This is a genomic window from Microcoleus sp. OTE_8_concoct_300, assembly GCF_031383065.1.
Lineage (GTDB): Bacteria > Cyanobacteriota > Cyanobacteriia > Cyanobacteriales > Microcoleaceae > Microcoleus.
This window is the reverse complement of the sequence record NZ_JANMZH010000196.1, coordinates 23059-30393: the sequence shown is the minus strand read 5'-3', so window position 1 is coordinate 30393 and position 7335 is coordinate 23059. Positions and strand designations below refer to the sequence as shown.

General features: G+C 45.9%; 6 protein-coding genes and 1 pseudogene. 4 read left to right on the top strand and 3 right to left on the bottom strand.

Annotated features, from left to right (window positions below):
- Positions 1 to 133: 133 nt before the first annotated feature.
- From ACUVJL_RS09590 to ACUVJL_RS09580, 3 genes and pseudogenes are all read right to left on the bottom strand, one after another.
- Positions 134 to 295, bottom strand: a pseudogene (locus ACUVJL_RS09590) (serine/threonine protein kinase); the annotation flags it as partial.
- A 174-nt stretch (positions 296 to 469) separates the two neighbouring features.
- The gene (locus ACUVJL_RS09585; RefSeq protein ID WP_445245622.1) at positions 470 to 2026 is read right to left on the bottom strand and encodes a UDP-N-acetylmuramoyl-L-alanyl-D-glutamate--2,6-diaminopimelate ligase; all 1557 of its coding nucleotides are present in this window, start codon (positions 2024 to 2026) and stop codon (positions 470 to 472) included.
- 201 nt (positions 2027 to 2227) lie between these two features.
- Positions 2228 to 2533, bottom strand: a complete 306-nt coding sequence (locus tag ACUVJL_RS09580; protein WP_445245625.1) for a glutaredoxin family protein — start codon at positions 2531 to 2533, stop codon at positions 2228 to 2230.
- Positions 2534 to 3131: 598 nt separating this feature from the next.
- Between ACUVJL_RS09580 and ACUVJL_RS09575 the strand changes: the two genes are divergently transcribed.
- The 4 genes from ACUVJL_RS09575 to sbcD all read left to right on the top strand — a co-directional run bounded on the left by ACUVJL_RS09575 (position 3132) and on the right by sbcD (position 7239).
- The gene (locus tag ACUVJL_RS09575; protein ID WP_445245621.1) at positions 3132 to 4409 is read left to right on the top strand and encodes an ATP-dependent DNA ligase; all 1278 of its coding nucleotides are present in this window, start codon (positions 3132 to 3134) and stop codon (positions 4407 to 4409) included.
- Positions 4410 to 4497: 88 nt separating this feature from the next.
- Positions 4498 to 5073 carry a Uma2 family endonuclease gene (locus tag ACUVJL_RS09570; RefSeq protein WP_445245620.1) on the top strand — a complete coding sequence of 192 codons (576 nt, stop codon included), beginning with the start codon at positions 4498 to 4500 and terminating at the stop codon, positions 5071 to 5073.
- A 3-nt stretch (positions 5074 to 5076) separates the two neighbouring features.
- Positions 5077 to 5715, top strand: a complete 639-nt coding sequence (locus ACUVJL_RS09565; RefSeq protein WP_445245619.1) for an SMI1/KNR4 family protein — start codon at positions 5077 to 5079, stop codon at positions 5713 to 5715.
- A gap of 282 nt (positions 5716 to 5997) precedes the next feature.
- A complete protein-coding gene (gene sbcD / locus ACUVJL_RS09560) occupies positions 5998 to 7239 on the top strand; it encodes an exonuclease subunit SbcD (protein ID WP_445245618.1) in 1242 nt (413 codons plus the stop codon).
- The last annotated feature ends 96 nt before the right edge of the window (positions 7240 to 7335 follow it).

The window sequence follows — 7335 nt, the reverse complement described above, 5'->3', positions numbered from 1 at the left end:
AATGTCTCTTGATGTAGTCCACAGTACCGTTTAAAGTCGGCGGGGTTTAACTTTTGTACTTGTTCGTAATTCATCTTATGGGAGCTAATTATTTCTTTTATTTTACCTAGAACGAGCGCACTTTCGCAAGAGGTCTATTGCGAAAATGCAACAGTTCGCTGAAGCTGGGATACTCGTTGCGCAAGACTTTGATGGCTACAGATTTTTGGTCCCAGAGGCGAGTTCCGCGATAAACTAGGGTGCGAGTGCCTGAGTAAACTCGATCGAGAATTTGATAGCCACTTAGTTCTATCATAGCAATAATTATTTTTTTATTAGAATATTTTGTCTTACTATTTATTATAATAAGAGTGCAAATGAGATTCTACCTTAGTAGAAATACTGAAAAATACAACAAATTTCGCACCCAGGGAACAGCTAACCGTTAACAGTTAACCGAATTTGGTTAACCGTTAACAGTTAACCGAATTCAGTTAACCAAATTCATTCTGGCTTTTAAGGCATCTCGCGCTTGTTCTCGATCGTCAAAATGGACTTTTTCGGTGCCCAAAATTTGATAATCTTCGTGTCCCTTTCCTGCAATCAGCACGCCATCTCCCGGTTTAGCGTCCATAATAGCAGTGCGAATTGCAGCGGCTCGATCGCACATCACGATCGGCTTTACGGCGGCGGGAATTCCTGCTAAAATATCCTCCAAAATACGATCGGGATTTTCCGTGCGCGGATTGTCGGAAGTAACAACAGTTAAATCGGCTAATTCAGCAACGATTTTACCCATGATCGGGCGCTTAGTGCGATCGCGATCGCCACCGCAGCCAAACACACAAATCATCTGACCCGGAATAAACGGCCGGGACGCCTTCAACAAGTTCTCCAAACTGTCTGGAGTGTGCGCGTAATCCACAATGACGCTAATATCTTGGTCGGGACTAATTTGCACCCGTTCCATCCGTCCCGGAACTCCCGAAAACTGAGATAATTTCTCCACAATTGCGGACAAATCTAAACCCAAGCCTAAAACAGCCCCGACAGCAGCCAACATATTGGATAAATTGAACTGACCGACTAAAGGCAAAGAAAAAGCTGTTTCGCCATTGGGAGTGTGCAGCATTCCCTTAACTCCATTTGGCTGATACTGCAAATCAAAAGCATACAAATCTGCCGTTTTCAGAACAGTGCTGTAACTCCAAACTCGGTCGGGATTTAAAGTTTCAACTAGCCGCTGGCCGTAGGGGTCGTCAATATTAATTACAGCGCGATTTGCGAGGTAATCAGAACCGAACAAAAGGGCTTTTGCCTCAAAATAATCCTCCATATCGCGGTGATAATCGAGGTGGTCTTGAGTCAAGTTTGTAAAGACAGCAACTTCAAAAGAACAGCCCAAAACTCGCTGCTGTGCTAAAGCGTGGGAACTGACTTCCATCACGCCATATTTGCATCCGGCGACTACAGCTTCTGCTAATTGCTTTTGCAGGTCAACCGCAAAAGGTGTGGTGTAAAGTGCAGTTTGTTGGAAGCCCGGCCAGCGAGTATAAAGGGTGCCGAAAATCGCCGTCTGCAACTGCATTTGATTGAGGAGAAATTCGATTAAATGAGTTGTGGTAGTTTTGCCGTTAGTCCCGGTAACGCCGACAAGTTTTAATTTGCTAGCTGGATTGTCGTAAAATGCGGTTGCTATTTGACCGCAAACTTGAGCCATATCGGCTGCTGCGATGACGCAGGGAAACTCTTCTAGGCCCTTGCTAAGGGGGGAAGGAACCTCTTCTAGGCCCTTGCTAAGGGGGGATTGGGGGGGTGTTTTCTCGGCTGCTTGGGTGGAAATTATGGCGGCAATTGCACCAGATTCGATCGCACTTTGCCAAAAATCTCCCCCGTCTACCCGCGTTCCCGGCATTCCCAAAAATAAATCCCCAGACTTACAAGCGTGGGAATTAGTGGATAAGCCCTTGACTTCGGCATCGAGGGCGGGATGTTTGGCGTCAAAGGAAATGCTGGGAACTGCTGCTAATAATTCTCTCAATTTCATCTAAAAAACTCCTCACTTGGATGTCTTGAATATGACTGGCGGAACACATTGTTTGAGCCGCTATCTACAAGTCTTTGCTGTGCGCGGTGCAAACCCTATGGGTTTTGCTGTGCGCGGTGCGCAGCCGTAGGGCTAGCGAATAAAGTGCGCACCGCGCACCGCGAGGCCAGGATTAAGACCTGAGTTTTGGCGTAAATCGTATTATTGTGACGGCTCGATTTGCAAATATTTCTGTAACATTTGCTCCAATTGGGCGACACTGCAGCGGGGAGAAGGACGGGGTAACAGTTCTTCAGGGGAGAATGCAGCCTCGCCAGCAGAATTTATTGGCTGGGGCTGCACTTTAAACAAAACAGGGACTTCGTACTGATAAGCTTGAAACCAGTCATCGCGTTCGGTAATATCTCTGACTTCGAGTTGAAACTTGAGGCTTTCAATCTGTTCGAGTTTTTCTTGCAACCCTTGGCACAAGTGGCATCCGGGTTTGCTGTACAAAATCAATCGCATCATAACAGTAAGATTAAACTCGATCTTAAATTCTCAAACGTGCGATCGCAAATTGGCGAACCAGACTTCGCAAGAAGCAAGCCGTGGCATCATTGACCTCAAGGCGCGATCGAGGTTATCTTAGCATTTGCGACGAACAGATTACTGCGCTTGACCATCAAAACACCACTACAACCCCCTCTCTCTTTCTTCTCTTCCTCTGTGCCCTCTGTGCCCTCTGCGGTTAAAAAATAAATCTAGTTCACAAATGAAATATTTAAGTTTATTCACAACCACCTATTTAGATTTGAGATTTGAGATTTGAGATGGGGAAGGGAGGACTATCAGGGTTTGGCTCTTGCCTACAATAGCATTTTTTGGGGCGAACAGGTATCAATTTGAGATTGGGGATTGGAGATTTTAGATTAATCTCTTTCTACTCTTCCTCTGTGCCCTCTGTGCCCTCTGTGCCCTCTGCGGTTAAAAAATAAATCTAGTTCACAAATAAAATATTTAAGTTTATTCACAACCACCTAATTGTCAACTTAGTTATAATTAACTTGACTAAGGAATCAAGTTAAAGTATATTGTCAAAATAGCCCTACAGCAAGGAGGCAGTATGGACTGCACCGAATACGCCGAAGCAAAGCGAAAAGCAGCTAAGAAAATTAGCGCCGACATTCGAGAACGCTGGAACAATCGCATCGTCACGCGAGAATTGCACTTGATGGGTGAAGCGGGGGCCGTGCAGTATTTGGCTGATTACGGGCGCGGCATCGGTACGGCCAAAGTTATTGGTTTTGCACTGTGCGCGGAGTCGGAAGGATACCCCGAAATGGCGATCGGCTTTTGGAAAAGAGCGTTTGAATTAGAAACCGGAGAAAAGCCGATCGCCCTGAATCCTCCAAACAAATCTAGCAGCAATCTTGCTCCTGCTGCAAAATCAACGACGGCTGCCAAAATAGAGACTGTTTACAATCCGATTGTTCCCGAATTACCACCGCATTTGCAGCCGGGAAAGATTGTCACGATGCAGCCGGTGGACGCGCCGAGTGAACGTTCTTATTACATCGAAAATCCCGATTATTGGGGACAGCCAAAGCGCGACGGCAATCGAGTAGTTGTCATTGCGACGCCAGATAAAGTATACTACCAATCGCGATCAACTAACCTGCGGCAACAGGCATCGGTTGAGATCGATCGCACATTAATCGACACAGCCGCTAAAATTGGCACCTTTGTTTTAGACGGCGAACTGTATTACAAAAGCTGTACGGGCAGCGAACACCGCACCGGGGCGCAAGCTGCTACAGTTAATATTGAAAGCGGTTTTCCGACAACCCAGCCAACCGCAGTTTATGCCATTTTTAAATGTTTGTTTGCCCACGGCAAAGACCTCACTGAAATCGCAGAATCAGAACGCATCGCAGGGGGAGTAGCCGTTGGCGAAATGCTGGCTAGTTTGTCCAAAGAATTTGAAATTATACCGACCTATCGCACCGCAGAAGAAAAACTTTTGCTAGCCCAGAAGCAGGAAACTGAAAACAGAGAAGGAGAAGTTTGGGTTCTGCACGACTGCCGCTATGTCGGCGGCAAAGATGTTAAAAAATACCCGATGGTGAGGACTAAATACTGTCAGGAAAACGATTTGTTTATTATCGGGTTGACGCCGACAAAAGTTGCGGGGCGACCTTTCAGCGCGATCGAAGTCGCGCAAGAAATTGAGGGCAAATTAGTGCCAGTAGGAACAGTGGGAACGGGTTTTAGCAGCGGGGAAATGCAGGAAATTGCCCGACTCTACGAGGCTAACCCTCGGGGAGTCAAAATTAAAGTGCGATCGCAGGGTTTGACGGAAAGTGGCAAATTGTGGCACGCACGATTTTTGGAGTTGTGTTAAATTTGTAGGGAAACGGCAGTGCAGTTTCTAACCCGGGTCTGCGAAATTCAACAAATAGTATCAAATAAAATAAGCGGAGGAAACATCAATGTTTGTCAGCAAAAATAATTTCTACATCTCCCCAGAAGATTACCTAGAAGGCGAACGAGTAAGCCCCATCAAACACGAGTACAGGCGCGGACACGTTTATGCTATGACGGGGGCCAAAAAACCTCACATTATTATTACTAGCAACTTAGTAAGGCGACTGGGAAATCATCTAGATGACACCGACTGCATCATTCTACCGTTAGATATAAAAGTCCGACTGGAAGAGGCTAATTGCTATTACTATCCTGACGTAGCAGTAACTTGCGATGAAAGAGATACAGGTTCTACTGAAGATTTCATTCTCTATCCATCTTTAGTAGTTGAGGTCTTGTCGCCCTCAACGGCAGCTTTCGACAGAGGCGATAAATTTGCAGATTACCAAACTGCATCGAGTTTGCAGGAATACGTACTCATCACTCAATCAGAAATCAAAGTGGAGTGTTTTCGAGTCAATGCTGAAGGAAATTGGGTTTCTCAAACTTACCGACAAGGAGATGAATTAGAGTTAATGAGTATAGATTTTCGCTGCCCGATCGCACAAGTTTATCAAAAAGTCCCCGGGCTTATCTTGTGAGGTATGAAACTACACTCTCACCCCCTAACTCCTCTCGTCCGCACCTTCGCCCAAACCTTAAAACGCTGCTGTCCTGACGCCCTAAATTTGCTCAATCCCGGTGTAGCAGAACCGGAAATAAATTTATTCAAAAATCGTTACAAACAATCGCTTCCAGAAACATTTTATGATTTTTATCGCTGGTGTAACGGTTCGGCTTATGAGAGTGTAGAGGATGACTGGCTGTTTCCTTTTGAACACGGCAGGAGTGTCTTACCTTTGGAATGTATTGGGAAGGAGAAAGATTTTTGGGACGCCCAAAGCAAAATTCATTTTCAAGAATGGCAGCAAGGAGAATATTGGAACGAAGCATGGATTCCGTTTATGAAAGTAGATGATGTGTGGCTGCGTGTTGTGGATACAAAAGGCTGTTTCGGCGGTATTCCGGGACAAATTATCAGTTTCGACTGCAAAAGCCAACCTTTGAGAAGTATTGAATGCGATTCATTTGATAAGTGGCTGGAAACTGTTATTGCAAAAATTGAGGTAGAATGTTTATTTAAAGAGTTTAACGAACTCGGCTTTGAGGAAGAGAAGCAAATATTTGCGATCGAGAAACGCATCAATCCAAATCGGCGCAGCGTCGAATTAGCACTACGTTGAGGCACGGCTACGGACAGGGCATTGCCCTTCTTCGTATTAACTTAACTTCTAACCCAGTCACAGACTCCGGTTTGACTATTAAACTTAGATCCCCCCTAGCCCCCCTTAATAAGGGGGGGACAAGAATCTTCTCTCGCGTCCCCCTTTTTAAGGGGGATTTAGGGGGATCTAGACTGGGTTAAAAGCGAGATTTATCGGGGGTTTCAGTCTTAAGTTGACACCAATAGGCAATGCCGTGCCCGTACAGATGTTTAGGTATAACAACTCACCAAAAATAGAACAATGATTAAAATTCTTCACCTTTCAGACATTCACATGGGAAGCGGCTTTTCTCACGGCCGGATTAATCCAGAAACCGGTTTAAATACGCGGCTGGAAGACTTCGCGGCGACGCTGAGTAAATGTATGGATAGAGCAATTTCTGAACCCGTAGATTTAGTCATATTCGGTGGCGATGCTTTCCCGGATTCGACGCCTCCACCGTTTGTCAAGGAGGCTTTTGCTCGCCAATTCAGCCGCTTGGTTGACGCGCAAATTCCGACGGTATTGCTAGTAGGAAATCACGACCAACATTCTCAGGGACAAGGCGGCGCGAGTTTGGGGATTTACCGGACTTTGGGGATACCTAAGTTTATTGTAGGCGATCGCCTGGACACTCACATGATTCAAACCCGCAGCGGGCCGGTACAGGTGGTAACATTGCCTTGGTTGACTCGATCGACTCTCATGACGCGATCCGAGACTGAAAGCCTGTCTATGGGCGATGTTAACCAATTATTAACCGAAAAACTGACGATCGCAATGGAAGGCGAAATCCGGCGCCTCAACCCCGACATACCAACCGTACTTTTAGCGCACTTAATGGCAGATAAAGCAAGTCTGGGCGCCGAGCGTTTTTTAGCAGTTGGTAAAGGTTTTAACATACCCGTTTCCATGCTAACTCGCCCTTGTTTTGATTATGTTGCTCTCGGCCACGTTCACAAACACCAAAATCTCAACGCTTCCAACAATCCGCCCGTAATTTATCCGGGAAGTATCGAACGAGTTGATTTTAGCGAAGAGAAAGAAGACAAAGGTTTTGTGTTAGTTAATTTGGAACGGGGGAAAGCAGAGTGGGAATTTTGCCCTTTGCCCGTGCGCGTGTTTCAGACTATTAAAGTGAATGTTTCCGAATCGGAAAACCCGCAAGCCGAGTTAGTTAAAGCTATTGGCAAGAAGCCGATAGAAGACGCGGTTGTGAGATTGATTTACCAATTGCGATCGGAACAATTAGATTTAATCGACAACGGAGAATTGCACACACTTCTGGGCGAAGCGCACAGCTACACAATCCAGCCGGAATTAGTCAGTCAGCTAGCGAGGCCGCGGTTGCCCGAATTGAATGCTAATAATAGTATAGAACCCTTAGAAGCTTTGAAAACTTATTTAGCAAGTCGCGAAGATTTGAAAGATGTTGCGGAGAGTATGTTGGAGGCGGCGCAGGGTTTGTTGGGCGGTGGCGAGGAAGTTTTAGTCGAATTTTAGGTAAGACAGCGGTTTCAACCGCCTCGTCTTATAATCTTGTGGGGTGGGCCGGAGAACCCGCCCCGATTCAGGGTTTCTGATATGTACTTAATCCAC

What these genes read in the sequence shown, in the direction of transcription:
- sbcD (WP_445245618.1), top strand. Translation starts at nt 5,998, where the DNA reads ATGATTAAAATTCTTCACCTTTCAGACATTCACATGGGAAGCGGCTTT.
- ACUVJL_RS09565 (WP_445245619.1), top strand. Translation starts at nt 5,077, where the DNA reads ATGAAACTACACTCTCACCCCCTAACTCCTCTCGTCCGCACCTTCGCC.
- ACUVJL_RS09585 (WP_445245622.1), bottom strand. Translation starts at nt 2,026, where the DNA reads ATGAAATTGAGAGAATTATTAGCAGCAGTTCCCAGCATTTCCTTTGAC.
- ACUVJL_RS09575 (WP_445245621.1), top strand. Translation starts at nt 3,132, where the DNA reads ATGGACTGCACCGAATACGCCGAAGCAAAGCGAAAAGCAGCTAAGAAA.
- ACUVJL_RS09580 (WP_445245625.1), bottom strand. Translation starts at nt 2,533, where the DNA reads ATGCGATTGATTTTGTACAGCAAACCCGGATGCCACTTGTGCCAAGGG.
- ACUVJL_RS09570 (WP_445245620.1), top strand. Translation starts at nt 4,498, where the DNA reads ATGTTTGTCAGCAAAAATAATTTCTACATCTCCCCAGAAGATTACCTA.